This is a genomic window from Kiloniella sp. (assembly GCF_965205715.1).
In the GTDB taxonomy this organism is placed as follows: Bacteria; Pseudomonadota; Alphaproteobacteria; order Kiloniellales; family Kiloniellaceae; genus Kiloniella.
On the sequence record NZ_CBDBHW010000014.1, the window covers coordinates 1,626,196 to 1,652,763 of the forward strand.

Consider the following 26,568-nt stretch of genomic DNA (forward strand, 5'->3'; position numbering starts at 1 on the left):
TAGATTTAGGATTTCAAATAGAGCATAGATTGATTATCTGGAATGGATGATTGTCTAATTTTGAGTTTGAAGTATTCGGTATCCTTGATGCCTCTGGCTCGCTTACGGATCATTCCTATACTGACATTACCAGCCTCTATCCTGGCGCTTGTGAGCTTGTGTTTGGCGTAGTTGCAGATGCCCACACAATGTTTCCGTAGGGATTTCGCGAACTTTTTTAGATAGAGCATCTGTGACTGATCTGCTATCAGGCACCAACGTTCCAGTTGCTCCGCCATCGCCTCAAATGAAGCGGCACTCCACAGCAGCTGAAGCTGTTCTTTCAAGACGTAAAGTGCATTCAGGTTGCTATTGCTCTCCAGCAACCTTTGCAGCTTGTCACTTTGTTTTTCACTCAACTTATCCGCATTTTTGAGCAACAGATAATGTGTCCCTTTCATCAACTCTTTACCACTTGGATCGGCCTTTCTGAACTCAAGTCGACGCTGATTATGGATAGCTTTGCTGTAGTTTTTCATGACGTGGAAACGGTCAAATACTATGTCGGCCAACGGCAAGGACTCTCTGACAGCCTTTTGGTAGGCAGGCCCCATATCCATCGCTACGGCCTTTATTTTGCAGGCTGTATCTGGTTGCAGTTGTTTCAAAAACCTTGAAAAAACCTCGGCAGTTCGGCCTGCTTCAACCCAGATCAGATGACCGCCAACCATATCGTAGACCACCGTCATGTAGTCATGACCTTTCGCCCGGGCAACTTCATCTACACCAATATATTCCAAGCCAGTTAGCTCTGCAGGATCAAGCGTAGGGAGAGTTTCAATAAGGTATGCCCTGTCGATATTCTTGACCGTTTCCCATCGTATATCCAAATGTCTGGAAACCGCTTGAATAGACATATGCCGACATAATCCACTGATCAGTCGGCAAAATCGGTGAGTGAAACGGCACCCTTTATCAACAAAATCACACCCCTCAATGCGGCGTTCGCCCTTGTTAATATAAACCTGCGCCAGCTCAATCTCGACCACACAAGGATACCCAAAAAGGGGGATGTCGTTTACTTGTCGGCGGACATGCTGGTTGATGCTTCCCTTCTGGCCTGTAGCAGGGTCTATAGCCCTCCTACGCGCGTCTCGGCTGCAGTGAATGACAATCTTAACACCGCCGTCATCCAGTTTAATTTCATTTACACGTTGCCCTTTGAGGCCTAAAATATGCTGCGAGATGTTGATTGTCATATACCTGCTCTATGTAAAGTTATCAGAAACCATACATATCAACAGGTTACTTGGCGGTCGGCATCTTTTTCTACTCAACAAAGCGGAGAAGAGCCAAGGGCACGATATCCACCCGGGAACTCAACATGAGTTTTATCAGTGCATCTCCATCAGGTACCCTATGGATATTCTCAAGTGTGCCATTTTCGACAGCCCTATCAAATTTTTCGCCGTAACTGACACCAATACGGGCACCGAAATGATATTTCCCGAGTGATAGAAGTTCACTACTTTGATGAACTGGGAAGCTCTTGCGGGTAAAAAGAGATACCTCTTGTGGCATCAGAACTTCGTTGGAATAATCCAAAAACTGTTCTCTTTCCGGTGTGCGATAAGCTGTAAAGATAGCATCGGCCTGCCCCCTCTCTACCAACTTTAACGACCGGGCCCAGGGTAAACTGATGATCTCTATCTTATAATCAAGACGTCGAAAGACCTCTCGAATGACATTTACAGCAAGCCCTTTGATTTCGCCATTTTCGCTATATTCGTAAGGGGGATAATCCAGAGTTACCAATTGCAAAGGCTCACTGGAGAGCGCTTGCCGTGCACATAGCCCAATTAGCAATAAGCCAATAAATAGAGGGGTAACTGGTCCTCGCATAAAAACTCCTAACAATACTGCCGTCTTGGCAGGTATTATTGTGCGAGCCTTTAATCACGAGCATTTGAGTAAGGGGAATTATACGCGAACTAGTTAACCAGAAGATTAACTGCTCTCAGCTTCCCTCCAGCACTTCTCTCTTTTCAGAGATCGCCTTATTTAAAAAGTCCATGCAGACGCGGATCCGGCCAACGTTGCGTAGGTCTGGGTGTGTTAAAATCCAGACCTCATTGTCAAAATCTTCCAATGGTCTTTTTAAGGCCAACAAAGTGGGATCTATCGCGGCCATGAAACAAGGCAAGATCGCAACACCTCCGCCATTTCGAACCGCATCGGCCACCGCGAGCAAGCTGTTATGTCGGGTGCGAACACGGGGGTAGAGTTCATGTCGTTGCAGCCATTTATAGATATGAAGGTGTGCAAGACTTTCATCTGGCCCGATCCAGTTCAAACTCTTTAACAACGCAAAGTTTCTGAGCTTACCGGCGTCATCAAGCAAGTTACTGTGATCTTTAACCGTGCCATAAATACCAACACTCAAGTTTGATATCTTTCGCCCCACCATATTATCCGGACTTGCTTTGCTCGGCCGGATCGCGATTTCGGCGTCCCTACGATTGAGGTTCACCAACTCGTTTGAGCAATTTATTTCCAGCTCAATATCGGGATAACATTTTTGAAGATCGGCAAATATCGGCGATAAAAAATTAATCAAAAGCGTGTCCGTTGTGGTAATTCGAACCAACCCACGAGGCTGGATCTCTTGCCCCAACAATTTGCGCTCGAGAACGACGAGATCTCGATCAAATTTCGAAGCCAGTTCAGTTATTTCTTCGCCAGCCGGGGTTAGGCTATAGCCCTCACGGTTACGTTCAAAGAGTTTGACCTCCAACTTGACCTCAATCTGGTTCACGTGGCGAAAAACGGTCGCGTGACTAATCCCCAACTGCCTAGCAGCAGCAGAAAGAGAACCGGTTTGAGCCACAGCCAACACCGTTCTGAGATCGCGCCAATATTCACCCTGTTCATTCATGCAAAGCCAATTTTCATTTTCTTAGAATTGATCACCACAGATGCACAAACTAAATCATAGTCAACAGCAATTCAAGCGGACTACTTATTATGACGTACACATCTATAGGACCAACCAGGACAACATATCACAACACGAAACCCAGTACTGAGGCAGATATAGAGCTCGTCAGCTTCAGCCTTTGCCCTTATGTACAGCGCGCGATCATTGTACTGGACGAAAAGGGCATCGCCCATCGCCGTAAATATATTGATCTTTCAAACAAGCCCGACTGGTTTAAGCAAATATCACCCTTGGGTAAGGTTCCCCTGTTAAAAACAGAACAAGGTGTGTTGTTTGAATCTTCCGTCATCAGTGAGTATCTCGACGAAGTTACAGAAAACTCAATCCACCCCGAAAATCCTTTCACCAAAGCACTTCATAGATCCTGGATCGAGTTTGGCTCAACGATACTGGCTGGCATCGCTGGTCTCTATAGTGCAAAAGACCAAAATACTTACTATGAAAAACGTGAAACGTTGGTTCAAAAATTTGAATTATTGGAACGCCAATTGGATGAGAGTACATACTTTGCCTCCGATGAGCTCCAACTGGTCGATGCGGTCTACGGCCCAATATTCAGATATTTTGATATCCTTGAGACTTTTATTCGCTTTGACTTTTTTGAAGACCTGCCAAAGGTGAAGCGCTACCGCGAAAACTTATTACAGCGCCCCTCGGTAATCCAGGCCGTGCCACAGGATTATCAAGAGCTATTAATCCAATTTTTGATTAACAAGAGGTCATATCTCTCTGGCTTAATCCCTCAAAAAGCTGCCGAATAGCAGCTAGGTAGTTTTCGCTCACGTTAACTAGGCCAGTCGGCAGCAACATGTGAAACCCTATTACCCCGTTCACATGATTGCTGCCAATTTCGTTGTCAGTAATATATCTACCCGTGGTTTGTTCGTTACTTCACAATACAATTTCCCCTTGTCGCCTTGTAAACTGCGGCTGTTTCTTATCGTCACAGCATCATAAAATTGCCGTTATCTGGTTTACTCCCCATCAGGCTTCCTATAAGAACGAGCTATCGGGTATGTCTGGTGCTTGACGAAAGTAAGTGCCCAGTTATTTGTTAGGGGATGAACGTGGCCATTGCTGCGGATGTAAAAGCTGATCAAAAAGAAACCATGTCACAAAATGGCATGGAAGTTCTCATGGGTCTTGTTTCTGATGATCTCAAGGAAGTAAACGCCTTGATCATGAAGCACATGCAATCGAATGTCGTGCTTATTCCTCAACTCGCAGGACATCTCATTGCCGCTGGCGGCAAACGTCTGCGCCCTCTCCTGACACTTGCATCTTCAAGGCTTTGTGGCTATCAGGGCGACCGTCATTTTGGTCTTGCCGCGTGTATTGAATTTATCCACACCGCAACTCTCCTCCATGATGACGTTGTTGACGAAAGTGATCTTCGTCGTGGCCGTGATACTGCCAATGCGATTTTTGGTAACAAGCCTAGTGTACTGGTTGGTGATTTCCTCTTTAGCCGCGCATTCCAGCTTATGTCACGCGACAGCTCACTCGAAGTAATTCGCATTCTCTCAGATGCCTCTGCAATCATTGCTGAGGGCGAAGTACAGCAGCTGATGACGACCAATGATCTCGAAACCGATCGGGATGCCTACCTGGAAGTGATCAGCGGGAAGACAGCCATCCTGTTTGCCGCCTCGTGCCAATTGGGTGCTGTTGTTGCTGAACGCCCAAAGGAAGAGGAAACCGCGCTAGAAAGTTACGGTCAGTATCTTGGCATTGCTTTCCAGCTCGTCGATGACATTCTTGATTATTCCGCGAAGCAAGCTGCATTGGGTAAAACTGTGGGTGACGATTTCCGCGAAGGAAAGATGACCTTGCCCATCATTCTGGCTTATGAACGTGCCAACGAGGAAGAAAAAGCTTTCTGGACCCGCGTGATTGAGAAACTCGACCAAACCGACGATGATCTAGACACCGCCCTCGCTCTGCTCAACAAACATAACGCGCTTGAAGACAGCATGGCGACAGCACGGGAATATGTGCAAAAGGCAATTGCCGCCTTGGATGTGTTCCCTGATAGCACTGAAAAAAGAGCTTTAATTGGTGCAGTGGAATTTTCTGTCGCTCGCGAGTTTTAGAGCTTTAGATCCTAGCCCTTTTTAATAAGCCCCAAGTTCAATATTTTTGAATAGTTGTGTTTTCTCAAACACCCTTATAGGCTGCCTGTACTCAAGCGGTCGTTTTCGCCTGCTTCAAACCAGCCAAAATCAATCCCATTTCCGCAAGACCGTTTTTACGACCAAAATTACCAAAGTCCTCATTTGTAATTACGACATAAAGGCCTCAACGATGAGTATCGAGTTTCTAATCACCTCCATTGTTGTCATTCTCATTCCCGGCACTGGTGTTGTTTATACTATTGCGACGGGACTGGGAGCTGGTCGAGCTGCGAGTATTGCCGCAGCCTTTGGGTGCACACTGGGTATCCTGCCAAGCCTCACAGCTGCCGTTTTCGGCGTTGCGGCTATTCTTCATACCAGCGCCTTATTATTTCAGGTTATCAAATTCTGTGGCGTTGCTTACCTTCTCTATCTCGCATATCAGACCCTTAAAGACAGCGGTCCGGTGTCTCTAGATCAGAGAGAGGAAATATCTGTATCTAAGGTAAAAATTATTTATACCGGTGTCTTGATTAACGCCTTAAATCCTAAATTATCAATCTTCTTCCTTGCCTTCCTCCCCCAGTTTGTAAATCCAAATGCATCCACCTGGGTGACAGATACATTGATGTTAGGCGCGGCATTTATGGCAATGACGTTTGCCGTGTTTGTCGTCTATGGCTTGTTTGCAGCTTTGATTGGTAATATCGCGCTAAAGAGTGAACGATTTATGCGTTGGTTCAGAAGGACAACTTCGCTTGCCTTCGCCAGCTTTGGTGTCAAACTTGCCATGAGCGAAGGCCCTTAAGATCTCTCGAATTGACTGGTTAACGGTTGTTAACACTCTGTCAACGCTGATGCCTTATTCTACCGTTTGAGGGAGTACAGCTGCGGTATAATGAAAAAGTTCAAGACGACAAAAACAATTAGCCGCTTAAGTATTTTGCTGGCCATCATCGTGCCACTGGTATTTATCGGCGTTGTCATCCTAAAAAATCAGCAGATTCCGGCAGGATTTGAAATCATCAAGTTTGGCGGCATTATGCTTGCGATCGCGATTACGGTCTGGTTATCCATTCGCATAACAGCCCTGCTTTCGAATATTTTGATAGACTGGCTCGACAAGATATTAGCCAAGGGCAAAAACAAAACTCCGCAAGAAAACAATGACCAGGCCAATAATGGCTTTCAACCTAAAATAATTGACGCGGAAATCGTCGAAGAAGAAGTTGCCGATGGCGTTTGGCAAAAAGGTAACAGCCATGGGACAGTCGAACCCGACTGGGCAAAAGCGACTTCGGACCCACACATGGCTCTATCTACGCCACCACAAGAAGCCTCTCGAAAAAAGCGTAAGAGAATTATTGGCCCTCCTTCTCGTGTGAGTAAAACAATAATGGTCCTCCTAGCCTTTGCCATACTTTTTGCACTGATCAGTAACTTGATGTCAGAGATATGGCTAACCCTACTCGCCCCAATTCCGGGCCTATGGGCAATAATCAGCCTTTGGAGGATTTGGGATCCCAAAAATGCTCCCCCAAACACAACAGCCCCCACCAAAGATCAAAAACACTCTTAGATCTTTATTCAATATAAATGGGCCCCTCACCCAACAGACAGGTAATAAAACTGACTGATCAATTGTGTTCAATTGAAAGTAAGATTGAACATCAGTAACCACCCTTTTTTCTTATTAACTTGAAAAACCGAACATCCTATTCATTAGGAATACTAATCCTATGGGATAGATTTTATCGGCTTGCCAGATATAACAATCCAGATAGAGTTCGTGAAAATTTGTTACCCAAAACACAGACCCAAACAAAGAATAGACTAACAATATGTTGGCTCTTCTCCGCTTTGTTGAGTAGAAAAAGATGCCGACCTCCAAGTAACCTGTTGATATGTATGGTTTCTGATAACTTTACATAGAGCAGGTATATGACAATCAACATCTCGCAGCATATTTTAGGCCTCAAAGGGCAACGTGTAAATGAAATTAAACTGGATGACGGCGGTGTTAAGATTGTCATTCACTGCAGCCGAGACGCGCGTAGGAGGGCTATAGACCCTGCTACAGGCCAGAAGGGAAGCATCAACCAGCATGTCCGCCGACAAGTAAACGACATCCCCCTTTTTGGGTATCCTTGTGTGGTCGAGATTGAGCTGGCGCAGGTTTATATTAACAAGGGCGAACGCCGCATTGAGGGGTGTGATTTTGTTGATAAAGGGTGCCGTTTCACTCACCGATTTTGCCGACTGATCAGTGGATTATGTCGGCATATGTCTATTCAAGCGGTTTCCAGACATTTGGATATACGATGGGAAACGGTCAAGAATATCGACAGGGCATACCTTATTGAAACTCTCCCTACGCTTGATCCTGCAGAGCTAACTGGCTTGGAATATATTGGTGTAGATGAAGTTGCCCGGGCGAAAGGTCATGACTACATGACGGTGGTCTACGATATGGTTGGCGGTCATCTGATCTGGGTTGAAGCAGGCCGAACTGCCGAGGTTTTTTCAAGGTTTTTGAAACAACTGCAACCAGATACAGCCTGCAAAATAAAGGCCGTAGCGATGGATATGGGGCCTGCCTACCAAAAGGCTGTCAGAGAGTCCTTGCCGTTGGCCGACATAGTATTTGACCGTTTCCACGTCATGAAAAACTACAGCAAAGCTATCCATAATCAGCGTCGACTTGAGTTCAGAAAGGCCGATCCAAGTGGTAAAGAGTTGATGAAAGGGACGCATTATCTGTTGCTCAAAAATGCGGATAAGTTGAGTGAAAAACAAAGTGACAAGCTGCAAAGGTTGCTGGAGAGCAATAGCAACCTGAATGCACTTTACGTCTTGAAAGAACAGCTTCAGCTGCTGTGGAGTGCCGCTTCATTTGAGGCGATGGCGGAGCAACTGGAACGTTGGTGCCTGATAGCAGATCAGTCACAGATGCTCTATCTAAAAAAGTTCGCGAAATCCCTACGGAAACATTGTGTGGGCATCTGCAACTACGCCAAACACAAGCTCACAAGCGCCAGGATAGAGGCTGGTAATGTCAGTATAGGAATGATCCGTAAGCGAGCCAGAGGCATCAAGGATACCGAATACTTCAAACTCAAAATTAGACAATCATCCATTCCAGATAATCAATCTATGCTCTATTTGAAATCCTAAATCTACTCAACAAAGCGGAGAAGAGCCAATTAAAAACAGTCTGGAGAGGTTATAAAGTTATCTCTTCAAACAGACCCTGCGTTTATGCCGTTTTTACAATGATTCTGCAACAAGACCTTTTCGACCTCGTCGCTGCAACTTATCCAGTACAATACCGTGTCAACTAACGACTAGATATCACAAGTCGGTGAGGCCTGTTGTTCTGTCGGCTACTCTGTGATGCTATCTGAGAGATCAATATTCCTCTTGTGATGAGAGGAGTTGATCCCCAAGTGAATAATTCCATTTTCTCAATTCCCTACCGCCCCCAGAGGAGAAGACCCGTGATCAGACGCCGTTATGGTTTAATTGGATTTTTTATCAAACTTTTACCGTTGGTGTTCGGTGCTGTTGTTGCCGGGGGCTTCTCGGTCGCCATGGCGGATCAGGGATATCCTTATGAGGGTATGGTCAACATCAAGGTTGAGAAAAGCTATAAAGATCTGAGCGTCGATTTAAAGGATGCGATCAAACAGAACAAAATGGGCCTAGTCACCCGGGCCTCGGCCAGTGGTGGCGCAGCAGGGCAGGGGATCACGATACCGGGGAATATGGTGGTTGGGGTCTATCGCAATGACTTTGCCCGTCGCATGCTTGCGGCCTCGGTCCCCGCAGGTATTGAAGCGCCCATTCGCTTTTATCTGACGGAAAACAAAGATGGCACCGCTAATCTTACCTATCGCAAGCCTTCAGCGGTTTTTGCGCCTTATAACTCTGCTGATCTCAATGTCATGGCAAAAGAGTTGGATGCGATCTTTGCGGCGATAGCCGAAGGTGCTGTTAAATAACTCTGATTATCCGTTATTAATTGTCGTTTACCCTGTAGTCTGGATAGCGTAGAGATTATTTCTAATCTGACTTTAGGGCAAAAGACCGACGGGTATGAAAAAGCCGGCCAAAGAACGCACCGCAAACAAAGCTGATGAAAAGGACCCTGCGCCTATTTCAGATGCGCGTAATCCTGTTGAGGATTTTGGTGAGGCGTTGTTCTGTGATTTTGTCGGCGGAGCGGTTGGTCATCGTCTGAAGTTTGGTGGCGGTAGAGGGCAGGCACTTCCCAAAGCAGCGGGTTTCACCAAAGGCCGTACCCCGAGTGTCGTAGATGCCACAGCGGGTTTTGGCCGCGATGCCTTCTTGCTGGCATCCCTTGGGGCAGAGGTCACCCTTATCGAACGCTCTCCAGATGTTCATGCCATGCTGGAAGAGGGGCTGAAACGCGCCCGTGAAGCTGATGAACGCATCGCTGCAATTGTTGCACGCATGACTTTGCTCCATGGGGACGCCAAAGAAATTTTGGCGGATATGTCCCCGGAAGTTGTCGTGGTTGACCCGATGCATCCGCCGCGAAAAACCACGGCCTTGGTCAAAAAAGAAATGCGTGTTCTCAGAAGTTATGTCGGCGCAGATCCTGATGCGGAAGAGCTCATGAAAGTCGCTCTGTCGGTGGCGACAAAACGCGTGGTGTTGAAGTGGCCGGTGAAGGGGGATCCCCTGGAAAATATCAGAAAACCATCACATCAACTCATTGGAAAATCCACCCGCTACGATGTCTTTATGACGGGTTGATTTGGTTGCACTTATAATGGCCTTTAATGACTGATCCCTAGGGATCGCAAGACTATATAATTTTTTATTTCGATACGTTAATATGTAATTTCTACAAGGTGATCGATATTGACCTGATAGGTAAATGCCTGGAGGTTTTATTTGAAGTTTTGTTTCAGATGTTTACCGATAGCTGCACTCATTTTTTTGTGTGCCACACTTTTTTCTCGGGAAATTGTGGCGGCTCAACCTCAAAAGTTGCGTATTGCCTCCATTGACTGGTGTCCTCAACTTTGTCCCAACGGGGTAAATGAAGGTTATGTACTGGACACGGTTAGAGAGGTTTTTTCTGACAGCCCCTATGAAATTGAAGTTACCGCCTATTCATGGACCCGCGCTATTCGGTTAACACGTTTGGGTAAGGTGCATGCTCTTTTGTCGCCCGCTAAACCCGAAGCACCAGACCTTCTCTATCCGGAACAAGAAGTCGGTACCCAAAAAATGTGCTTCTTTGTCAAAGCAAGCTCTCCATGGAAATATGATGGTGTGAAGTCTTTGGTGAATAAGAAAATTGGCATCGCGATTGATACATCGATTGAGGAATTGAACAGTTATATCGGTGACCATAAAGATAGATTTTACTTCTCGCCCTATGGTTCTGACTACCTTCCACACAGTTTTAACCTGATTGAAAATAACAGGCTCGATAGTTTTATATTTACCTACAACTCTACGATTTATGCCCTTCAACAGCGCAAACTTTTGGGGCAGATAAAGTCCGCTGGATGTGTTTCCAGTGCAAAAATCTACCTGGCTTTTTCACCCGAACTGAAGCAGCGGGAATTTGTGTTTGAGGCCATGAGATACTTTGATCAGAGAATGTATGAACTCGTACAAAAAGGTAGGATACCAAAAATAATGCAAACCTATGGGCTACCAAGTTGGCAGGAGAATCTGCAGGAGGTTTTTTAAATCTGAGCCTTTAACGCCCGCCAGAAAGATGAAAAAACGTGCCTTGTCTTAAAATTGCCCAAAAAAATGATTAAATCTTATAAGGCATTATTTATGAATAAATTATCTTCACCTGTAAGTTGTTGTGATTTATTGATAAATATTCATAGTTAAATGACCCCCGGCAAAGCCGGGGGCTTAAGCGGGTGAGCCCCTTAAAGGGGCAAATTGGGAACCGCTAAAGCGGTTATGGATTGAATATATCCATTTGGTCAAAGTACTTATCACGCTCTTCTTGCGTTCTGATATACTCCCTCACCATCTGTTCATCGAGCCCTACAGTTGAGACGAAATATCCACGGGCCCAAAAATTTTCACCCTTGAAATTCCGTGCTTTATTTTTGAATTTTCGAGCTATGGCAATCGCGCTTTTTCCTTTTAGGTATCCAACGACTTTTGAAACAGCATGTTTGGGCGGTATGCTGATACACATGTGAATGTGATCCGGCATCAAATGGCCCTCCTCAATCTTACTTTCGCGATGCCCGGCCAGTTCATGGAAAATTTCACCAAGATACTGACGTAGGTTGCCATAGATAACTTTTTGCCTGCGTTTAGGGATGAAAACCACGTGGTATTTACAATCCCATCTCGTATGTGCAAGGCTTTTGTAATCTCTCATCGGCTAATTCCTTTGTTATTTTGGTCAATAAACAAAGAAATGTAAGACCGTGGGAACGGTCAAACCATTGAGAGTCCCCCGGCATAGCCGGGGGTTTACCGGATTAAATTAATAAATGTTATGGTGAGATAATTGGTTGAAAATAATTCAAATTTTATTTTTTTATTAAGCATGAATTAACTGGAAAATTAGATAATAGATTTTGAAATAGTCGGTGTACCATTCTGGTCACCAGATTAAATGGTTGGAAAGAAGCTGGAGCGCTATGAGTCTAACGCAGAAAGATGTCGCCAAACTTCTGGCAGATTCCTCACCCGCCGTGCGCGCGGAGACCACAATGAAAGTTGCTTCACATTTCGAAGCAAAGGACTTTACCAAAGAAGAAAAAGCGGTTGCTGAAGAAATTTTTCGCGCCTTGGTCAAGGATGCCGAGATTGTTGTCAGAGAAGCTCTTTCTAATTCTTTGAAGGCCGCAGATGATCTTCCAAAAGACATTGCAATGGCTATGGCAGAAGACGTTGATTCTGTGTCTCTTCCAATGTTGAAATTCTCGGATGTGTTCTCTGATGAAGACCTTATTGGAATTTTGGGACAGGATTGCACGGCAAAACAAGAAGCGATAGCACTGCGCGCCAATGTATCTGAAGCAGTATCAGAAGCTGTGATCGACACTGGCAATGAGCATGCTGTCGCCAAGTTGGTTTCAAACGAAGGCGCCGAGATATCGGAAAACGGGTACGGCCGGGTGATGACCGAATATAAGGAAAGCGAGGCCGTTTCTGGATCTCTTTCCCGCAGGCCTTCTCTGCCTGCTTCCGTATCAGAACGTCTGATGAATACACTTTCTGACCGCCTAAGGCACTACATTGTCAGTCGCCATGAGCTGGATTTTGATCAGGCATCGAATTTAATATTGCAAGTTCGTGAGCGAGCAACTGTATCCCTTTTGAAAGAGGGGTCTAGTCAGGACGAATTAGAAAAACTTGTCGGGCAATTGCACAAAGGGGGCAAACTTACGCCGTCATTGGTATTACGTGCTCTTTGTTCTGGCGATATGATGTTCTTTGAATGTGCGATGGCTGAACTTGCCGGTGTCAAATTGAAGAACGCGCAAGTCCTCATTCACGATGAGGGAGAACTCGGATTAAAATCCATCTACAACAAAGCAGGGATGTTGATGGCATACCTGCCTTTTGTTGAAGCTGCAATAAATCTCCATCATGAAATGGAGTATAGCGGAGAAGGGAATGACCGCGAGAAATTTGCCAGTCATTTACTCGAGCGTTTACTTACGGTGTTTGAGCTCCCTGACCAAGAATTAGCCCCGGCAGAGATGGAATATCTGGTGGCAAAGTTACAGCAGTATTCGGCCTGATTCGAACAAGATAGGTTATGAATAAATAAAAAACGGGCAGATTTTTCTGTCCGTTTTTTGTTGTTGAGGATCGGCGAATTAGATCTATTTCTAAAGACTGCCTCTTGAAATCACTATTGGAAAACCGTAAGTGAAACCGGAACAGGATGTCTCGATCTTGTTCGAAGTACGACGATCGGCCTTAAGGTTTTATTCGCCACCCAAATTTGATAGTGAGAACACAGGCGAATGCCAGGACCTGATTTATTTTTGACTTTAATGATAATGGGGAGTGGGGCGGCGATTATTGCTGTTGCCGGGTGGTGGTCTAAAAGGCCAAGAATTCCAGGAACAATTCGTTGGGTTTCACCCACTGCAATTCAATTTCTTGCCCTTATTGTTATTGTATTGATGGTGCCGCATCTTATTGGATTGCTCGGTGGTCAAAGCTTTGCCGATCACGTGTCAGCTAATCGCTCCTTTGGCCGTTAAGCCCGAGATCCAGGTACTCTCCTCGTCAAGTTGCATACAGTAGTAAAGAATAAGCCCCAACGGGGGGATAGCTGGGGCTTATTCATCAAACAAAGGTTAGAGGGTGGAGATCAAGCAACCCTAACCTTGCTCAAAAAGGCTTCAACTTCTTTACCCAAGAGATCGGCATGATCGGTCATCTGAGTAATCATGTTCTCAACAGCCTGGGCTGCAGCACTTGCGTTCTCTGCTGTACTGCGAACGCGATCGACTGTGTCTGTTACCTGTCCGGTACTGTAGGAGGCTTCCTGAACATTTTGCGCGATATCATGTGTCGCTTGGTTCTGGCGCCCAACGGATTCAGAAATTGAACCGGAAATTTCATCAATTTTGGTGATGATATCCTGAATACCTTTGATGGCATCAACAGCAGTTCCGGTCGCGTTTTGCATAGAGGATACCTGCTCGGATATTTCCTCAGTGGCTTTTGCCGTTTGAGTTGCCAGTGATTTTACTTCAGAGGCTACGACCGCGAAACCTTTCCCAGCTTCTCCCGCACGTGCCGCTTCAATCGTGGCATTGAGGGCCAGGAGGTTGGTTTGCTCTGCTATGTCAGAAATAAGACCGACAACATCTCCAATTTTACGGGCCGCTTCTGACAGACCTTCAACCTCTTCGTTGGTTTTTTTGATCTGTGTGACAGCTTCTGTGGCGACAGAAGATGATTCTTGCACTCGGGTGTCAATTTCTTCAATGGAGTTCGTGAGCTGCTGAGAAGCACTTGTAACCGCATTCACACTTCTGGAGGCAACTTGGCAGACATCGACAATACCGCTGGCCTCGGAAGAGGTTGCACTTGCGACAGCTGCCATTTCTTGTGCTCCGGCGCTGGATTGGACTGCACCATCTGGGCACTTCTCCGCTTTGTTGAGTAGATTTAGGATTTCAAATAGAGCATAGATTGATTATCTGGAATGGATGATTGTCTAATTTTGAGTTTGAAGTATTCGGTATCCTTGATGCCTCTGGCTCGCTTACGGATCATTCCTATACTGACATTACCAGCCTCTATCCTGGCGCTTGTGAGCTTGTGTTTGGCGTAGTTGCAGATGCCCACACAATGTTTCCGTAGGGATTTCGCGAACTTTTTTAGATAGAGCATCTGTGACTGATCTGCTATCAGGCACCAACGTTCCAGTTGCTCCGCCATCGCCTCAAATGAAGCGGCACTCCACAGCAGCTGAAGCTGTTCTTTCAAGACGTAAAGTGCATTCAGGTTGCTATTGCTCTCCAGCAACCTTTGCAGCTTGTCACTTTGTTTTTCACTCAACTTATCCGCATTTTTGAGCAACAGATAATGTGTCCCTTTCATCAACTCTTTACCACTTGGATCGGCCTTTCTGAACTCAAGTCGACGCTGATTATGGATAGCTTTGCTGTAGTTTTTCATGACGTGGAAACGGTCAAATACTATGTCGGCCAACGGCAAGGACTCTCTGACAGCCTTTTGGTAGGCAGGCCCCATATCCATCGCTACGGCCTTTATTTTGCAGGCTGTATCTGGTTGCAGTTGTTTCAAAAACCTTGAAAAAACCTCGGCAGTTCGGCCTGCTTCAACCCAGATCAGATGACCGCCAACCATATCGTAGACCACCGTCATGTAGTCATGACCTTTCGCCCGGGCAACTTCATCTACACCAATATATTCCAAGCCAGTTAGCTCTGCAGGATCAAGCGTAGGGAGAGTTTCAATAAGGTATGCCCTGTCGATATTCTTGACCGTTTCCCATCGTATATCCAAATGTCTGGAAACCGCTTGAATAGACATATGCCGACATAATCCACTGATCAGTCGGCAAAATCGGTGAGTGAAACGGCACCCTTTATCAACAAAATCACACCCCTCAATGCGGCGTTCGCCCTTGTTAATATAAACCTGCGCCAGCTCAATCTCGACCACACAAGGATACCCAAAAAGGGGGATGTCGTTTACTTGTCGGCGGACATGCTGGTTGATGCTTCCCTTCTGGCCTGTAGCAGGGTCTATAGCCCTCCTACGCGCGTCTCGGCTGCAGTGAATGACAATCTTAACACCGCCGTCATCCAGTTTAATTTCATTTACACGTTGCCCTTTGAGGCCTAAAATATGCTGCGAGATGTTGATTGTCATATACCTGCTCTATGTAAAGTTATCAGAAACCATACATATCAACAGGTTACTTGGCGGTCGGCATCTTTTTCTACTCAACAAAGCGGAGAAGAGCCTTTTAATTCAAGCCTTCCATAAATTAGCCCAGAGAAAAAGGGACTGCGTTATCATGAGCATCGACTTAAAAGATCATATCCGGGAAGTTCCAGATTACCCCAAGCCCGGCATACTCTTTTATGATATCTCTACCCTTTTGGCCCATGCCGAGGCCTGGAACGAGACCATCGAACGCCTTGCGGTTATTATCGAAAAAGAAAAGCCCGATGGCACTTCTCCGCTTTGTTGAGTAGATTTAGGATTTCAAATAGAGCATAGATTGATTATCTGGAATGGATGATTGTCTAATTTTGAGTTTGAAGTATTCGGTATCCTTGATGCCTCTGGCTCGCTTACGGATCATTCCTATACTGACATTACCAGCCTCTATCCTGGCGCTTGTGAGCTTGTGTTTGGCGTAGTTGCAGATGCCCACACAATGTTTCCGTAGGGATTTCGCGAACTTTTTTAGATAGAGCATCTGTGACTGATCTGCTATCAGGCACCAACGTTCCAGTTGCTCCGCCATCGCCTCAAATGAAGCGGCACTCCACAGCAGCTGAAGCTGTTCTTTCAAGACGTAAAGTGCATTCAGGTTGCTATTGCTCTCCAGCAACCTTTGCAGCTTGTCACTTTGTTTTTCACTCAACTTATCCGCATTTTTGAGCAACAGATAATGCGTCCCTTTCATCAACTCTTTACCACTTGGATCGGCCTTTCTGAACTCAAGTCGACGCTGATTATGGATAGCTTTGCTGTAGTTTTTCATGACGTGGAAACGGTCAAATACTATGTCGGCCAACGGCAAGGACTCTCTGACAGCCTTTTGGTAGGCAGGCCCCATATCCATCGCTACGGCCTTTATTTTGCAGGCTGTATCTGGTTGCAGTTGTTTCAAAAACCTTGAAAAAACCTCGGCAGTTCGGCCTGCTTCAACCCAGATCAGATGACCGCCAACCATATCGTAGACCACCGTCATGTAGTCATGACCTTTCGCCCGGGCAACTTCATCTACACCAATATATTCCAAGCCAGTTAGCTCTGCAGGATCAAGCGTAGGGAGAGTTTCAATAAGGTATGCCCTGTCGATATTCTTGACCGTTTCCCATCGTATATCCAAATGTCTGGAAACCGCTTGAATAGACATATGCCGACATAATCCACTGATCAGTCGGCAAAATCGGTGAGTGAAACGGCACCCTTTATCAACAAAATCACACCCCTCAATGCGGCGTTCGCCCTTGTTAATATAAACCTGCGCCAGCTCAATCTCGACCACACAAGGATACCCAAAAAGGGGGATGTCGTTTACTTGTCGGCGGACATGCTGGTTGATGCTTCCCTTCTGGCCTGTAGCAGGGTCTATAGCCCTCCTACGCGCGTCTCGGCTGCAGTGAATGACAATCTTAACACCGCCGTCATCCAGTTTAATTTCATTTACACGTTGCCCTTTGAGGCCTAAAATATGCTGCGAGATGTTGATTGTCATATACCTGCTCTATGTAAAGTTATCAGAAACCATACATATCAACAGGTTACTTGGCGGTCGGCATCTTTTTCTACTCAACAAAGCGGAGAAGAGCCAGCCCGATGTTCTCGCAGGGATCGAATCTCGTGGCTTCCTACTCGCAGCCCCTCTCGCTATGCGTTTGGGTATGGGCTTTATGATGATCCGTAAGAAAGGCAAGCTTCCGGGCAACACCATTTCCTACACTTACGATCTCGAATACGGCACTGATACCATTGAAATTCAGGAAGGTGCGGTAAAACCCGGCCAACGCGTCATTATGCTTGATGATCTCCTGGCAACGGGTGGCACAATGGAAGCAGCGATTGCGTTGATGAAGCAAGCCGGCGGCGATGTAAAAAGGGTTGCCTGTATTATTGAACTGAACTTCCTCAAAGGCAGAGACAAGCTCGGCAACGTACCTGTTACCAGCCTGATCCAGTACGACGACTAACCCCTTTTTGGCGCTAACATCGGTACAATAAGGGTCTAATAATGTGAGTTGTTAGACCCGTTCCAGCGGTGCATGTGGTAATGGAGGAAGCTCAACGACGATCTCATCTCCCGCCCTGACGATCCCGCCCTCGAGTATCATCGCCATAACACCGGATTTTCGGATCAAGTTGTTTTCTGCATCCCGGTCAAGCACCGCCTGCATCAACCCATCCTGATAATCATTGAGTTGCTTACAAGGATTACGTAATCCCGTAAGCCAGATCACAGCCTCAGATCCAAGCCGCAAAATAGTCCCAACAGGCAAGGCCAGCAAATCAACTCCTTGGGTCGTTACATTCTCTCCCATGATCCCCGGCCCAACTTCGTAATCTGCCTCAACTAATTCAGCGTGTAATTCTGAATGGATCAAATGCACTTGGCGAAGGTTCGGTTGGCTAGGCCCTTTAGCCACACGGGAACGGTGTTTCACCGTCACCCCGCAGTGTGCATCCCCTCTGATACCCTGACCGGCAATCAGCTCGATAAAATCCACAGTTGATTTGCTGAACTGGTGCTCACCACTCAAACATGTGGCAATGACTTTTGCTTCTGGTGAAATGGGTGCTTCTAGTGACATGGGCGCGCGACCTTCTGTCAGGGGTTGATACTCAGATACATTTGTTAAAGAACGACTAGAACGGAGATAGTGATTGGGCCTCTTCTTCTCCACCACAGAATTTCTCTGCAAAGGACAAAAGCTCAAGATCCGATCCTCTCGCGCTCATCAAAGATAATCCCAAGGGACAACCATCAAGCGTTGCCAGAGGCATGGTGATTTGCGGGCAGCCACTCAGCCCGGCGGGCGAGGTCAGAGATAACAAATGAGAACGATGTGCCGTCAGGGCTTCGGCTTCTTCGTTAATTCTTGGGGCAATTCCGGGAGCAGAAGGCAAACACAGCACAGTTTTTGGACTTAGCAATGCCGCCAGACGTTTGTTAAAGAGTTCCCGTTTTTCTGCGGCGTCAGCAACCTGTTCATCAGAAATAGTCTTACGCCAATCCATACGTTGTTGGATATCGGGCCCCATTTTTGGCTTCACCCGATCAATCCATGCGCCGTGGGTATCCCAGACTTCACGGCCTTGCAGGACCTGAAATAATCCCGCCAGCCCAAGAAGGCCTTGTTGTGGATTTTCTGTCAGTCCCGTGACCTCAAGGTTATCAGGATTGAGCGTGACGTACTCCGCCTTACCAAGTCGCTGCTCCAGTCGTTCAAGATGAGGTCGTAAGGCCTGTCGTCCTCGCTCGTCCAACGCGTCAAATCCATCAACAGCAATCAGTAATTTCTCCGGCATCGCGTCAGTATTGGCTTTGGCTTCCATCAAGACTTCACCAACCAGATTTAACAACCAGGCATCCCTAGCAAACCATCCGACGGTATCAAAACTGTCGGCAAGGGGCAGAACACCTTCTTTGGTGATCCGGTCATGGGTCGGACGTAGGCCAAATAGCCCACAATAACTTCCCGGAATACGAATAGATCCCCCGGTGTCAGAGCCGAGGGCAAAATCCAGCAATCCACCAGCAACGGCAGAGGCAGAACCACTGGAAGATCCGCCAGGAATGCGACCAGGGGCTTCCGGGTTCGCCGGAGTTCCATAGTGAAAATTTTGTCCATCAAGACTGCTGGCGAATTCATCTGTGATGGTTTTACCAATTACCATTGCGCCGGCATCAAGGAGCTTCTGGACGACCACCGCATGTTCTTTCGAAGGGCGACGGCGACTTTGCCAGTCAGGGTTGCCATAGCCTGTGACATAGCCTTTCAGGTCATAGATATCCTTGACCGCAAAACCAAAACCTTTCAAGGGGCCTTTATCTGCGCCCTCAAAAGTCATATTTCCACCGGGGACAAAGGCACCTAAACTATCGAACATGGGATCGTTCCTTTTTAACTCATCTCTACCTAAATGAGTTACCCCGCCCGGGCCTTTGCTGCAAGGCTGTCCTTAGCCTCTAGAGATAAACTGGAAATTATTGGTATATTCAGTCCCCATTGGGACAAGAAATCTGGCGGCTTCATTCAGATTTGTTTTGGGCTATCCTCGTCGTCTTCGTTCTCAACTTCCGGGTTTTCGTCTTCATCTTCCCAATCGTCCTTTTGCTTACGCCGAATGATGATATCACCGTTATCATTTATGACAGGCATTTCATACTGAGGAATAGCATCGATTACGAGGCCGAGTGATTTCATCATCAGTTCAAGGCTTTCACGCGCCAATTCGCCCGGATCTTCTTCTTCCTGTGCCCATGCACTCTGTATCGCCAAAGGAGACGAAATCATTGCACCGGAAACGCCCACCATAATTAACAGAGCTAAAGGCAACTTTATCAGACTTGAATATTTTGATTTATTCATTCTGTTTTTTACCTTTGACATAAGACCATCCTCTTTAAACATATCCCACAAAGCTTGGCCACAAATGGGGTCATTAATTTAGGCAAACACACACAGACACGTTTACCAGTACAGTACAGCCATAGTTAATTATATAATTTGGGCGAAAGTCTGGCAAAATTAGGATTTATACTTATTGGGATTTATACTTATTTCGCATAATTAGGAATGCCACCAAATAAGCCCCATCCCTAAAACAAAACAAACCCCGTTAAAAATAACGGGGTTTGTTTTACTTCAGCGAGACACCCGACGGTGCTCAAAATCATATCAGCTTTTAGGCTGATTTAGTCTCTGTAGAGGACCCATCAGCAGCAGGAGAAGGCGTTTCATCACTTTCTCTTGGAACACTTTCCAAAGTCATTCCCGGCTTCTTAGCGCCACGGCTACTTTTGGTAATGTAGGCACGTGCACAGTGTTCCGCGCAATAAGGCTTACTTGGAACTGCAGGCGCGCCACAGAAATGAAAATCATCATCTCCAGGATCGCCCTCGGGCCAAAGACACTTAGGCCCCTTACGTTTTTCAAGCGCACCACTGAAAAGCTTACGATCTGCAGCATCAGAACTTGCCTTGCGACGTGCTTTTGCAGGAAGCGATGCAGCTTTTAATTCAGCCGCAGTTGGAGCCTTTTCAACTTTAGGCGCAACCGGCCGTGGCGGCGGGGCAAAACCTCGTGGCTTCGGCGGAGCGACAGGTGCTTTTGCAACGGCTGGCGCAGCAGGAGCGGCTGGTTTTGCCACAGGCTTCGCAGCAACAGGTGCAGCAGGTTTAACAGCTTTTGGAGCAGCCTTTTTAGCTGGAGCATCCTTCTTAGCGGCATCACCTTTGGCACTGCGTTTAATAGGGGATGGCCGTGCAGCCAGTTTCATTCTGTGGGCTTTACCGACAACAGCGTTTTTAGAAACGCCCAGCATTTTACCAATTTGTGAAGCACTATGGCCTTCTGCCCATAGTTTTTTCAGAAGCTCAATGCGCTCTTCCGTCCAGTTCATCTAGACTGCCTTAACGTATGTAAAAGAATAATTATGAAGCGGAAAACTTGTTAACAAATCTCCGCGAACGACGGGCTACCTTATAGTTTTAGGGAACCCGAGTCGAGTCTTCGAACCGAAATATCTCTGGTTATTTCGATATAATGACAAAAAATACTTCGAAACCGATCATTCGGCACACCCTATTTTACAGAAAAGGACAATATTCGGCGACCATAAGATCAAGAGAAGTCAAAATTCAGAGGAGAAAATTAATTGGTAACCATTGCTGCTGATTCAAACGACACATCCGTTTTATCCGCTTCAAGCACGGGTTCAGCAGGTACCTTGTCTTCAAGAGTTTCTAAAAGAAGCTTCCGAACCAACCCGGTTTGCTTTTGAGCATTGTCCTTTTGAAACTTTTTCACAGCTTCCGACGTTTTAGGCCCCGTTTTCCCATCGGCACTGCCTTCAAGATAACCCAGAGCAATAAGAAGTTGCTGCGCTTTTTTCACCTGGTCTTCGGGCAATTCCATGGTCGAGAAATAGCGTGCTACGCTCACGTGGCCGGCCTGTTCCGCCATATATTCCGCGGTTTCACCAACGCTATCTTCTTGTTCGATGTCAGCACCTGATTTGACCATAAAGGTAACCAGTTTTTTGTTTCCAGCCACTGACGCGGCCATAAGTGCTGTCATGCCGAGAGAATCACTGACAGAAAGATCGGCGCCGGCTTTAATCAATGTAGAAGATGTCACTCGGTGACTATTCAGAGCAGCCAGCATCAAAGCTGTCCAACCATCCTGATCGCGCTCATCCACATCAAATCCTGCCTCGATCATTTCTTCAATGACCTTCACCTTCCCTTTTTCTGCAGCGATAAACCAGCGGCTCTTTTCTTTTTCCGCGGCGCTTAAGGGAATTTTTTCTACAACAGGTGCAATATCAACAGGCTCCCAGCTCTCGACCAATTTATCCGTGAGCTTAACTTCGTCTTCTGAAAATGTTTTTAGGAGGATCTCTTGTTCTTGCCCTGCATCTTTCAGGTTCTGGTCGGCCGCCAGAGAATAGTAGAGCGAGGCTGCGATTTTATCTTTGTTGGTGCCCATACCGTCTCTATAAAGACGGGCAAGATTTAACTGAGAGCGAGCTTCGCCCTGGTCCGCACTCATCTGCCAATAACGAAAAGCAGTGGAATAATCTTCGGCTTCAAAGGCCTTTTGACCTTCGTCGAAGTCAGCATAAGACACTGAAGAATTGAGCATTCCAAAGGTAAGGCTCAACGCCATCGTCCCGATAAGCGGCAACATGCCGAAAATAGGCTTTCGCATTACTAACACCGTGATATATTCCGCAAACAACAACCCGGTGTTAATGGGATCCCCCCAATACCAGGTACATACCAAACCAAGTACATAAATAAACGCTTCTGTTTTTTTACACAGGAAAAGAGAACAACGCAACCATGCTCAAAAATTGGTGGATCCTTGGCGCGATCCCGCTACTCATCGTTATGGTCCTCTCGACTTTCTTCTTATTCTCGCAAAAAGAAGACCCGTTGGAAGGTCGGAAACAAATACATACTGCGATCACAGCTTTTGGCGATTTAACAGACAGAGGCATTGGGCAGGTCGAAATCCTTTCCGATAACGAGATTCGCTTTCTCATTACTGGAGGGCAGTCAAAAGACGTTTTGGATAACAGCTTGAAAGAATTCTGTAGCTTACTTCTCTCAAACGCAAACGAACAGGCCCCGAAAACACCTTTCGAACTTGCGTACTATCATCGCCAAATTCCTGCCATAAGTGGGAATTATAGCTGTAGTAATGACGGTTAAACTAATAGATACACATCCAACACAGGCGGCAACGTCCCCAATCGGGGTCTTTGATTCAGGCTCCGGTGGCCTAACCGTTTTACACGCGTTACGCGCCGCACTGCCACAGCAAAAATTTATTTATTTGGGCGACCACAAGCGTGCTCCTTATGGCCCTAAAAGCGGCCCTGAAGTCTATGAAATGACCCGGCAGGGCGTTGACTTCCTATTTGAGCAAGGTTGTAAACTGGTGATCCTCGCCTGTAACACGGCTTCTGCGATTGCCCTGCGTAAGCTCCAGCAAGAATGGCTGCCAGCCCGTTCAACCCCAGGAGCTGCTGACAACCGGATCCTCGGGGTTCTTGTTCCCATGGTCGAAACCATAACCGACCGCCCCTGGATCAAGTGGGAGCAACACCCCCAGCAAAATTTACAGGGAACCGTCGGCATCTTCGCAACCGAGGCCACGGTGAAAAGCCAGACCTATCTTGTTGAGATCGGCAAACGTGCCCCGCAACTTGATGTCATTCAACTCGCCTGTCCCGAGTTGGTTCCCGCCTTGGAGAGTAAAAAAGGCACCGCGATCATGGACGCTCTTGTAGAGGGATATGTCCGGCAACTGGTTGAGGAACATAATCGGGTTCCCAACTGGATTATGCTCGGTTGCACCCATTATCCTCTGCTGAAAAATGACTTTGAAAAAGCCGCAGGAAAAATCATCGGGAAGATTATGGGCCAGAGCGTTCCCATCCTCTGCCAACCCTCGGTCTGTGCCGATAGCCTTAAAGACTATCTCATACGCCATCCTCATTTAATTTCTACGAAGAATAGTTCGTCAGCCAACCAACAAGGCATTCAACACTTCACTTCTGGCTGCCCGGACCACGTCAGAGCAACCACCAAGATCTTTCAACCAGAAGGTTTTATAGAGCAAAGACAGGAAGAGAATTGGCTAAAAGCGATATTGGGCTAAAAACTTGCCTGAGAGTTTGAGGTATAACTCAGATGAAGATTGCCCTTTTCCACTATCACTGCACAGCAAATATAATACCGAGTATATAGGCTTAGCTACAATACTTTTTACCTTATTCAACTAACCAATCACTTTTTGGATAATTGCCACTGTGCCCCTCAAGACAATGGCTTCGCAAGAAATCTGTGCCTGTGATATAATATAATTTTCTATCAAAAGTTGATTGGATCAATTATGCCTATTCACCTTTGCGATTTGTCAAAAGCTATTGTAGAAGCGCTTTGGCTTTGTGCGCGTACGCCTTATTCCTTTCCAGATGCGAAGAAAGAGGAATTAAATGAGAATTGGTTCACGGGTTTTGCAAATAGGTGGAATGTAGCACGCACTATAAAACCGAACACTAAACATAAAGTAATTGAAATTCTTAACTCTAAGATTGTAAAAAATATTAACGAAATCTCTCCCTCCGATATCGACGACGTTGCGCTATTACTTCATCAAGAAAAACTTTCCACTACAGGCAAACCACTCTCTCTGGTATCAAAAATAGCCTTTACCTATAACCCAGAAAAATTTCCACCACTCGATTCACGAGCTAAGTCAGGGTTAAAAAAACGACAACGAAAGAAAGGTGAGAGGGGATCAATTAACACCTATGCCAATTTTTTTACAACCTGGAACAGCCACTACCTAAATGAAAAAACCAATATCTGTGAAACGCTTAGCGATAATCGTTGGATTGAGATCACAAAAGAAATGGGCATTAACTGCAATGAGTTAAACCCCACAACTTTAGAGAAATCCTCCTTCCATCGAAAAATTTTTGACAACGTATTACTGAATGAAGGTGGAGATAATTCTTGGTGGAAGGAATTCTGAAGTCTCCTTAGACCGCATCATGGAAGATAATGCCTAAAGTATGGCGTTGGCCAGAACGTATACGGCTGACGCCATGGCGCATGTTTATCCGGTAGGTTCCGCGGGTACCTTGTTTGGGGCGATTACGTACAGGGAAGATTACCGCATCACCCTGTTCAAGAGGCACGACTTCGGCACGCGATTGCATGCGCGGACGTTGTTCGGTCAAAACCAACTCACCGCCAGTGAAATCCTCGCCAGGCCTGGATAACAGGCAGGCGACCTGCAGCGGAAACAACAACTCACCATAAACATCCTGATGCAGGCAGTTATAATCCCCTTCGCCATATTGTAATAGCAACGGCGTTGGCTTTGTCTGACCAGCAGCGTGACAAAGTTCGAGATATTGTTTGTGTGTTGCCGGGAAGCGCTGGTCCATATTCATGGCCTCGTTCCAGCGATTGGCAATGGTGCCAAGTGGAATATAGAGCCTCGACCTCAAATCCGAAACCAGATCAGGCAAAGGATAATTGAAGTATTTGTATTCCCCCTGACCAAAGCCATGTCGCGCCATGACAACGCGGGAGCGATAAGGTTCTTCTTGTTCATAACTCTGCGCCAGAGCTCGGCAATCCAACTCCCCGATCAGTCCTTTGATAATTGCGTAACCCTGTTGGTCCAGATCTGAAGAGATCTGAGCCATATCTACCTTAGTCAAATCGCTCATTGTGCCGCAACCGCTTCACAGTCGAGCAGTTGTTGCTTGCGCTCCACGCCCCAACGATAACCTGAGAGAGCACCATCACTGCGCACTACACGATGGCAGGGAATAGCTACCGCGATATGATTGGAGGCACAGGCCGAAGCCACCGCGCGCACTGCTTTGGGTGAGCCAATTTTTTGCGCCACCTCAGCGTAACTCATTCGACTGCCAACCGGAATATCGCCCAAGGCTTTCCAGACCCGCTGTTGAAATGCTGTGCCCCTGATATCGAGCGGGAGATCAAAACCGATACTCGGGTCATCGACGAAACCAACAACCTGTGCGACCCACTTTTCAAAATCGTCATCTCCGCCTTTCAGCGTCGCCTTGGTAAAACGGTCCTGTAAATCTTGCACCAAATCTTGTGGATCATCGCCAAGCAAAATCGAACAAATTCCCTTTTCACTGGCCGCAACCAGGATAGAACCCAGGGTGCATTCGCCGAGGGCAAAGTGAATTTCTGTATCTGCACCGCCCTTGCGATAACTGGTGGGTTTCATACCGAGTAATTTTTCGGTGTTGGCATAAAAGCGCCCGTTAGAATTAAACCCAGCGTCATAAATCGCCTCGGTGATGGTTTCGCTGTCTCGTAACTCTTCGCGAACCCGATTGCCGCGGTGTGCGGTCGTATAAGCTTTTGGGGTCACACCCGTAATCGACTTGAATACACGGTGAAAATAAAACCGGCTCATGCCCGCGGCCTCTGCCAGCGCGTCTAGATCGGGGGCTTCTTCCGCTTCTTCAATCAGGCGACACGCCTTGGCAACCGCCAACGCCTGTCGCTCTTCTTTTTTCATCTCATTGGGGCGGCAACGTTTACAGGCACGATAGCCCGCCTTTTCAGCATCAGCACAGCTGGTATGAAAGCTCACGTTTTCTCGCTTTGCCAGACGCGCGGAACAAGAAGGACGACAGTAAACACCCGTGGTGAGAACGGCGTAGTAAAAGACGTCATCGGCATCGGCATTACGATCCACGATGGCCTGATACTTAGCTTCGTCGTTTTGAAACTGATTAACGTTATTCATTGCCCTATTACTCATCTCAGGTGCTCCTGTCTTCCAACTGATACCACATCAATTTCGTTAGTGTCTAAAAGCTACCCGAGTATTCTTCGAACCAAACTCTGATTCTTGCTTTTGTATTTCAAAACTCATTTTAAATTACCGAACAAGAAGCGGAGTTTTTCCAAACTCAATCACCGCAATTATGGGTTCTTCATTTTAACACAGT

The 26,568-nt window shown here is 46.6% G+C and carries 28 protein-coding genes and 3 pseudogenes; 16 read left to right on the forward strand and 15 right to left on the reverse strand.

Annotation, left to right across the window (positions count from 1 at the left end; genetic code table 11):
* Positions 1-5: 5 nt before the first annotated feature.
* Positions 6-1,238, reverse strand: coding sequence for an ISL3 family transposase (locus ACOGW3_RS24905; protein WP_419901077.1), 1,233 nt, complete (start codon positions 1,236-1,238; stop codon positions 6-8).
* Here ACOGW3_RS24905 and ACOGW3_RS24910 point away from each other — a divergent pair.
* Complete coding sequence (locus tag ACOGW3_RS24910) at positions 1,225-1,494, forward strand: hypothetical protein (RefSeq protein ID WP_419906019.1); 270 nt, start codon at positions 1,225-1,227, stop codon at positions 1,492-1,494. The genes ACOGW3_RS24905 and ACOGW3_RS24910 overlap by 14 nt on opposite strands.
* A gap of 36 nt (positions 1,495-1,530) precedes the next feature.
* On the opposite strand, the pseudogene ACOGW3_RS24915 reads toward ACOGW3_RS24910, so the two are convergent.
* Both ACOGW3_RS24915 and ACOGW3_RS24920 read right to left on the reverse strand, forming a co-directional pair.
* A pseudogene (locus ACOGW3_RS24915) lies at positions 1,531-1,881 on the reverse strand (substrate-binding periplasmic protein); the annotation flags it as partial.
* 115 nt (positions 1,882-1,996) lie between these two features.
* Positions 1,997-2,914 carry a LysR family transcriptional regulator gene (locus tag ACOGW3_RS24920; protein ID WP_419905396.1) on the reverse strand — a complete coding sequence of 306 codons (918 nt, stop codon included), beginning with the start codon at positions 2,912-2,914 and terminating at the stop codon, positions 1,997-1,999.
* An 89-nt stretch (positions 2,915-3,003) separates the two neighbouring features.
* Here ACOGW3_RS24920 and ACOGW3_RS24925 point away from each other — a divergent pair, with 89 nt between their 5' ends.
* The 4 genes from ACOGW3_RS24925 to ACOGW3_RS24940 all read left to right on the forward strand — a co-directional run bounded on the left by ACOGW3_RS24925 (position 3,004) and on the right by ACOGW3_RS24940 (position 6,670).
* Positions 3,004-3,738 carry a glutathione S-transferase family protein gene (locus ACOGW3_RS24925; protein WP_419905397.1) on the forward strand — a complete coding sequence of 245 codons (735 nt, stop codon included), beginning with the start codon at positions 3,004-3,006 and terminating at the stop codon, positions 3,736-3,738.
* A 300-nt stretch (positions 3,739-4,038) separates the two neighbouring features.
* Positions 4,039-5,070 carry a polyprenyl synthetase family protein gene (locus ACOGW3_RS24930; RefSeq protein WP_419905398.1) on the forward strand — a complete coding sequence of 344 codons (1,032 nt, stop codon included), beginning with the start codon at positions 4,039-4,041 and terminating at the stop codon, positions 5,068-5,070.
* Positions 5,071-5,281: 211 nt separating this feature from the next.
* A complete protein-coding gene (locus tag ACOGW3_RS24935) occupies positions 5,282-5,899 on the forward strand; it encodes a LysE family translocator (protein ID WP_419905399.1) in 618 nt (205 codons plus the stop codon).
* 90 nt (positions 5,900-5,989) lie between these two features.
* Positions 5,990-6,670, forward strand: a complete 681-nt coding sequence (locus ACOGW3_RS24940; protein WP_419905400.1) for a hypothetical protein — start codon at positions 5,990-5,992, stop codon at positions 6,668-6,670.
* A gap of 172 nt (positions 6,671-6,842) precedes the next feature.
* On the opposite strand, the gene ACOGW3_RS24945 is transcribed toward ACOGW3_RS24940, so the two are convergent.
* Positions 6,843-7,046: a hypothetical protein gene (locus ACOGW3_RS24945; RefSeq protein ID WP_419905401.1), complete on the reverse strand. Its 204-nt coding sequence runs from the start codon at positions 7,044-7,046 to the stop codon at positions 6,843-6,845.
* Between ACOGW3_RS24945 and ACOGW3_RS24950 the strand changes: the two genes are divergently transcribed.
* The 4 genes from ACOGW3_RS24950 to ACOGW3_RS24965 all read left to right on the forward strand — a co-directional run bounded on the left by ACOGW3_RS24950 (position 7,033) and on the right by ACOGW3_RS24965 (position 10,821).
* Positions 7,033-8,265, forward strand: coding sequence for an ISL3 family transposase (locus ACOGW3_RS24950; RefSeq protein ID WP_419901077.1), 1,233 nt, complete (start codon positions 7,033-7,035; stop codon positions 8,263-8,265). The genes ACOGW3_RS24945 and ACOGW3_RS24950 overlap by 14 nt on opposite strands.
* Before the next feature lie 323 nt (positions 8,266-8,588).
* The gene (locus ACOGW3_RS24955; RefSeq protein ID WP_419905402.1) at positions 8,589-9,092 is read left to right on the forward strand and encodes a DUF302 domain-containing protein; all 504 of its coding nucleotides are present in this window, start codon (positions 8,589-8,591) and stop codon (positions 9,090-9,092) included.
* A gap of 94 nt (positions 9,093-9,186) precedes the next feature.
* Positions 9,187-9,870, forward strand: a complete 684-nt coding sequence (locus tag ACOGW3_RS24960) for a class I SAM-dependent methyltransferase (RefSeq protein ID WP_419905403.1) — start codon at positions 9,187-9,189, stop codon at positions 9,868-9,870.
* Positions 9,871-10,086: 216 nt separating this feature from the next.
* The gene (locus ACOGW3_RS24965; RefSeq protein WP_419905404.1) at positions 10,087-10,821 is read left to right on the forward strand and encodes a hypothetical protein; all 735 of its coding nucleotides are present in this window, start codon (positions 10,087-10,089) and stop codon (positions 10,819-10,821) included.
* A 226-nt stretch (positions 10,822-11,047) separates the two neighbouring features.
* On the opposite strand, the gene tnpA is transcribed toward ACOGW3_RS24965, so the two are convergent.
* The gene (tnpA, locus tag ACOGW3_RS24970) at positions 11,048-11,482 is read right to left on the reverse strand and encodes an IS200/IS605 family transposase (RefSeq protein WP_419901154.1); all 435 of its coding nucleotides are present in this window, start codon (positions 11,480-11,482) and stop codon (positions 11,048-11,050) included.
* 265 nt (positions 11,483-11,747) lie between these two features.
* On the opposite strand from tnpA, the gene ACOGW3_RS24975 reads away from it, so the two are divergent.
* Both ACOGW3_RS24975 and ACOGW3_RS24980 read left to right on the forward strand, forming a co-directional pair.
* Positions 11,748-12,857 carry a DUF2336 domain-containing protein gene (locus ACOGW3_RS24975; RefSeq protein ID WP_419905405.1) on the forward strand — a complete coding sequence of 370 codons (1,110 nt, stop codon included), beginning with the start codon at positions 11,748-11,750 and terminating at the stop codon, positions 12,855-12,857.
* Positions 12,858-13,085: 228 nt separating this feature from the next.
* A complete protein-coding gene (locus ACOGW3_RS24980) occupies positions 13,086-13,328 on the forward strand; it encodes a hypothetical protein (RefSeq protein WP_419905406.1) in 243 nt (80 codons plus the stop codon).
* A gap of 110 nt (positions 13,329-13,438) precedes the next feature.
* On the opposite strand, the gene ACOGW3_RS24985 is transcribed toward ACOGW3_RS24980, so the two are convergent.
* Together ACOGW3_RS24985 and ACOGW3_RS24990 are read right to left on the reverse strand one after the other, a co-directional pair.
* Positions 13,439-14,179: a methyl-accepting chemotaxis protein gene (locus tag ACOGW3_RS24985; protein WP_419905407.1), complete on the reverse strand. Its 741-nt coding sequence runs from the start codon at positions 14,177-14,179 to the stop codon at positions 13,439-13,441.
* Between the two features lie 65 nt (positions 14,180-14,244).
* On the reverse strand, positions 14,245-15,477 hold the full coding sequence (locus ACOGW3_RS24990) for an ISL3 family transposase (protein WP_419901077.1): 1,233 nt from the start codon (positions 15,475-15,477) through the stop codon (positions 14,245-14,247).
* Between the two features lie 154 nt (positions 15,478-15,631).
* Between ACOGW3_RS24990 and ACOGW3_RS24995 the strand changes: the two are divergent.
* Positions 15,632-15,781: pseudogene (locus ACOGW3_RS24995) on the forward strand (adenine phosphoribosyltransferase); the annotation flags it as partial.
* 27 nt (positions 15,782-15,808) lie between these two features.
* Here the strand turns inward: ACOGW3_RS24995 and ACOGW3_RS25000 are convergent.
* Entirely contained in the window at positions 15,809-17,041 is a 1,233-nt protein-coding gene (locus tag ACOGW3_RS25000; RefSeq protein WP_419901077.1) for an ISL3 family transposase, read from the reverse strand.
* Between the two features lie 70 nt (positions 17,042-17,111).
* Between ACOGW3_RS25000 and ACOGW3_RS25005 the strand changes: the two are divergent.
* Positions 17,112-17,513 (forward strand): annotated as a pseudogene (locus ACOGW3_RS25005) (adenine phosphoribosyltransferase); the annotation flags it as partial.
* A gap of 51 nt (positions 17,514-17,564) precedes the next feature.
* Here ACOGW3_RS25005 and ACOGW3_RS25010 read toward each other — a convergent pair.
* From ACOGW3_RS25010 to ACOGW3_RS25030, 5 genes are all read right to left on the reverse strand, one after another.
* Positions 17,565-18,131, reverse strand: coding sequence for an MOSC domain-containing protein (locus tag ACOGW3_RS25010; RefSeq protein WP_419905408.1), 567 nt, complete (start codon positions 18,129-18,131; stop codon positions 17,565-17,567).
* Between the two features lie 55 nt (positions 18,132-18,186).
* Positions 18,187-19,431 carry an amidase gene (locus ACOGW3_RS25015; RefSeq protein WP_419905409.1) on the reverse strand — a complete coding sequence of 415 codons (1,245 nt, stop codon included), beginning with the start codon at positions 19,429-19,431 and terminating at the stop codon, positions 18,187-18,189.
* 146 nt (positions 19,432-19,577) lie between these two features.
* Complete coding sequence (locus ACOGW3_RS25020) at positions 19,578-19,913, reverse strand: hypothetical protein (RefSeq protein ID WP_419905410.1); 336 nt, start codon at positions 19,911-19,913, stop codon at positions 19,578-19,580.
* A gap of 316 nt (positions 19,914-20,229) precedes the next feature.
* Positions 20,230-20,946, reverse strand: coding sequence for a GcrA family cell cycle regulator (locus ACOGW3_RS25025; RefSeq protein WP_419905411.1), 717 nt, complete (start codon positions 20,944-20,946; stop codon positions 20,230-20,232).
* Between the two features lie 251 nt (positions 20,947-21,197).
* A complete protein-coding gene (locus tag ACOGW3_RS25030; RefSeq protein ID WP_419905412.1) occupies positions 21,198-22,256 on the reverse strand; it encodes an ankyrin repeat domain-containing protein in 1,059 nt (352 codons plus the stop codon).
* Between the two features lie 134 nt (positions 22,257-22,390).
* On the opposite strand from ACOGW3_RS25030, the gene ACOGW3_RS25035 reads away from it, so the two are divergent.
* The 3 genes from ACOGW3_RS25035 (at position 22,391) to ACOGW3_RS25045 (ending at position 24,593) form a co-directional block, all read left to right on the forward strand.
* Entirely contained in the window at positions 22,391-22,762 is a 372-nt protein-coding gene (locus ACOGW3_RS25035) for a hypothetical protein (RefSeq protein ID WP_419905413.1), read from the forward strand.
* Complete coding sequence (murI, locus tag ACOGW3_RS25040; protein WP_419905414.1) at positions 22,752-23,714, forward strand: glutamate racemase; 963 nt, start codon at positions 22,752-22,754, stop codon at positions 23,712-23,714. Before ACOGW3_RS25035 ends, murI begins: the two co-directional genes overlap by 11 nt.
* Positions 23,715-23,948: 234 nt before the next feature.
* Positions 23,949-24,593, forward strand: coding sequence for a hypothetical protein (locus ACOGW3_RS25045; protein ID WP_419905415.1), 645 nt, complete (start codon positions 23,949-23,951; stop codon positions 24,591-24,593).
* A 7-nt stretch (positions 24,594-24,600) separates the two neighbouring features.
* On the opposite strand, the gene ACOGW3_RS25050 is transcribed toward ACOGW3_RS25045, so the two are convergent.
* Together ACOGW3_RS25050 and ada are read right to left on the reverse strand one after the other, a co-directional pair.
* Complete coding sequence (locus ACOGW3_RS25050) at positions 24,601-25,299, reverse strand: 2OG-Fe(II) oxygenase (protein WP_419905416.1); 699 nt, start codon at positions 25,297-25,299, stop codon at positions 24,601-24,603.
* Complete coding sequence (ada, locus tag ACOGW3_RS25055) at positions 25,296-26,378, reverse strand: bifunctional DNA-binding transcriptional regulator/O6-methylguanine-DNA methyltransferase Ada (RefSeq protein ID WP_419905417.1); 1,083 nt, start codon at positions 26,376-26,378, stop codon at positions 25,296-25,298. The genes ACOGW3_RS25050 and ada overlap by 4 nt, the downstream gene beginning before the upstream one ends.
* Positions 26,379-26,568: the final 190 nt, after the last annotated feature.

Excerpts from the sequence above, each read along its gene's own strand:
- ACOGW3_RS24910 (WP_419906019.1), top strand. The coding sequence starts at position 1,225 with ATGTTGATTGTCATATACCTGCTCTATGTAAAGTTATCAGAAACCATA.
- ACOGW3_RS24905 (WP_419901077.1), bottom strand. The coding sequence starts at position 1,238 with ATGACAATCAACATCTCGCAGCATATTTTAGGCCTCAAAGGGCAACGT.
- ACOGW3_RS24920 (WP_419905396.1), bottom strand. The coding sequence starts at position 2,914 with ATGAATGAACAGGGTGAATATTGGCGCGATCTCAGAACGGTGTTGGCT.
- ACOGW3_RS24925 (WP_419905397.1), top strand. The coding sequence starts at position 3,004 with ATGACGTACACATCTATAGGACCAACCAGGACAACATATCACAACACG.
- ACOGW3_RS24930 (WP_419905398.1), top strand. The coding sequence starts at position 4,039 with ATGAACGTGGCCATTGCTGCGGATGTAAAAGCTGATCAAAAAGAAACC.
- ACOGW3_RS24935 (WP_419905399.1), top strand. The coding sequence starts at position 5,282 with ATGAGTATCGAGTTTCTAATCACCTCCATTGTTGTCATTCTCATTCCC.
- ACOGW3_RS24940 (WP_419905400.1), top strand. The coding sequence starts at position 5,990 with ATGAAAAAGTTCAAGACGACAAAAACAATTAGCCGCTTAAGTATTTTG.
- ACOGW3_RS24950 (WP_419901077.1), top strand. The coding sequence starts at position 7,033 with ATGACAATCAACATCTCGCAGCATATTTTAGGCCTCAAAGGGCAACGT.
- ACOGW3_RS24945 (WP_419905401.1), bottom strand. The coding sequence starts at position 7,046 with ATGTTGATTGTCATATACCTGCTCTATGTAAAGTTATCAGAAACCATA.
- ACOGW3_RS24960 (WP_419905403.1), top strand. The coding sequence starts at position 9,187 with ATGAAAAAGCCGGCCAAAGAACGCACCGCAAACAAAGCTGATGAAAAG.
- tnpA (WP_419901154.1), bottom strand. The coding sequence starts at position 11,482 with ATGAGAGATTACAAAAGCCTTGCACATACGAGATGGGATTGTAAATAC.
- ACOGW3_RS24975 (WP_419905405.1), top strand. The coding sequence starts at position 11,748 with ATGAGTCTAACGCAGAAAGATGTCGCCAAACTTCTGGCAGATTCCTCA.
- ACOGW3_RS24980 (WP_419905406.1), top strand. The coding sequence starts at position 13,086 with ATGCCAGGACCTGATTTATTTTTGACTTTAATGATAATGGGGAGTGGG.
- ACOGW3_RS24985 (WP_419905407.1), bottom strand. The coding sequence starts at position 14,179 with ATGGCAGCTGTCGCAAGTGCAACCTCTTCCGAGGCCAGCGGTATTGTC.
- ACOGW3_RS24990 (WP_419901077.1), bottom strand. The coding sequence starts at position 15,477 with ATGACAATCAACATCTCGCAGCATATTTTAGGCCTCAAAGGGCAACGT.
- ACOGW3_RS25000 (WP_419901077.1), bottom strand. The coding sequence starts at position 17,041 with ATGACAATCAACATCTCGCAGCATATTTTAGGCCTCAAAGGGCAACGT.
- ACOGW3_RS25010 (WP_419905408.1), bottom strand. The coding sequence starts at position 18,131 with ATGTCACTAGAAGCACCCATTTCACCAGAAGCAAAAGTCATTGCCACA.
- ACOGW3_RS25015 (WP_419905409.1), bottom strand. The coding sequence starts at position 19,431 with ATGTTCGATAGTTTAGGTGCCTTTGTCCCCGGTGGAAATATGACTTTT.
- ACOGW3_RS25020 (WP_419905410.1), bottom strand. The coding sequence starts at position 19,913 with ATGAATAAATCAAAATATTCAAGTCTGATAAAGTTGCCTTTAGCTCTG.
- ACOGW3_RS25025 (WP_419905411.1), bottom strand. The coding sequence starts at position 20,946 with ATGAACTGGACGGAAGAGCGCATTGAGCTTCTGAAAAAACTATGGGCA.
- ACOGW3_RS25030 (WP_419905412.1), bottom strand. The coding sequence starts at position 22,256 with ATGCGAAAGCCTATTTTCGGCATGTTGCCGCTTATCGGGACGATGGCG.
- ACOGW3_RS25035 (WP_419905413.1), top strand. The coding sequence starts at position 22,391 with ATGCTCAAAAATTGGTGGATCCTTGGCGCGATCCCGCTACTCATCGTT.
- murI (WP_419905414.1), top strand. The coding sequence starts at position 22,752 with ATGACGGTTAAACTAATAGATACACATCCAACACAGGCGGCAACGTCC.
- ACOGW3_RS25045 (WP_419905415.1), top strand. The coding sequence starts at position 23,949 with ATGCCTATTCACCTTTGCGATTTGTCAAAAGCTATTGTAGAAGCGCTT.
- ACOGW3_RS25050 (WP_419905416.1), bottom strand. The coding sequence starts at position 25,299 with ATGAGCGATTTGACTAAGGTAGATATGGCTCAGATCTCTTCAGATCTG.
- ada (WP_419905417.1), bottom strand. The coding sequence starts at position 26,378 with ATGAGTAATAGGGCAATGAATAACGTTAATCAGTTTCAAAACGACGAA.